The organism is Microvirga sp. P4_G7 (assembly GCF_056401005.1).
The window spans coordinates 1-774 of the sequence record NZ_JBFUKD010001074.1; the positions used below are offsets into that span (position 1 = coordinate 1).

Sequence of the window (774 nt, forward strand, 5' to 3'; positions counted from 1 at the left end):
GCGCATGGCAGGTCGAGGTCGTCAACATACAGTTTTGGCGGCGGCTTTTGGGGAACACGAGATCGTTGGGCACAGGGGTGGTGACGTCGCTCCACCTTGGCACGGGAAGCAACGAGCCTTTCGCGAGCGGCAGCCTACGGTTCGTGCCGACGGGGGCCTATGCGGCGTTGACGATCTTCGCCACGAGATCGGGTTCGGTCTCGATGACTTTCAGATAGGCCTCAAGGGCGCTGTCGGGAGCCGTGCGACCTTGCTCGAGGTCACGGAGTCGACCTGGGCTGAAATGGAAGCGTTCTGCGAACTTGGCCTGGCTCAACCCTGTGCGCTCACGGACACGGCGAACCGAACGAGCCACCACCATGCGAGCGAGCTGCTCGTCGCTGAGAGCCGAAGCATCCTCCGAGGGGAGCTCTGCCGTCTCCGCAATGCGGCTGCGCTGCTCGGCACTGAACTTGAAGGGTTTGGCCTTGGCGTCCGCCAAGGATTTACGGATCATAGCCATAATATCGACGCTCCTTATCTATGAGCAGACCGAACCGAGATGATGCGGCAAACATCTTGGCGCATCGTATAGGTGACGTGCAGAACGACGCCGTCGACCATGCCGATCACATTGAGGCGGACCTCGCCATAATCATGGCGGTCGTCCGCCGCCTCTATCCGGTTCGGATCAAGAAACACGCATATCGCCGCTTCAAACGGAATGCCGCGCTCAGCTTCGTTCGTGGCCGATTTGACGTCGTCCCAATCGAATGTTTCGGGCGCGTTCATGGG

General features: G+C 60.3%; 2 protein-coding genes. Both read right to left on the reverse strand.

What is annotated here, in order from left to right; genetic code table 11:
• Positions 1-157: 157 nt before the first annotated feature.
• Entirely contained in the window at positions 158-502 is a 345-nt protein-coding gene (locus AC1DT3_RS23105; RefSeq protein ID WP_477467494.1) for a helix-turn-helix domain-containing protein, read from the reverse strand.
• Positions 503-516: 14 nt separating this feature from the next.
• A partial coding sequence (locus tag AC1DT3_RS23110) for a BrnT family toxin (RefSeq protein WP_477467495.1) occupies positions 517-774 on the reverse strand: 258 nt, incomplete at its 5' end.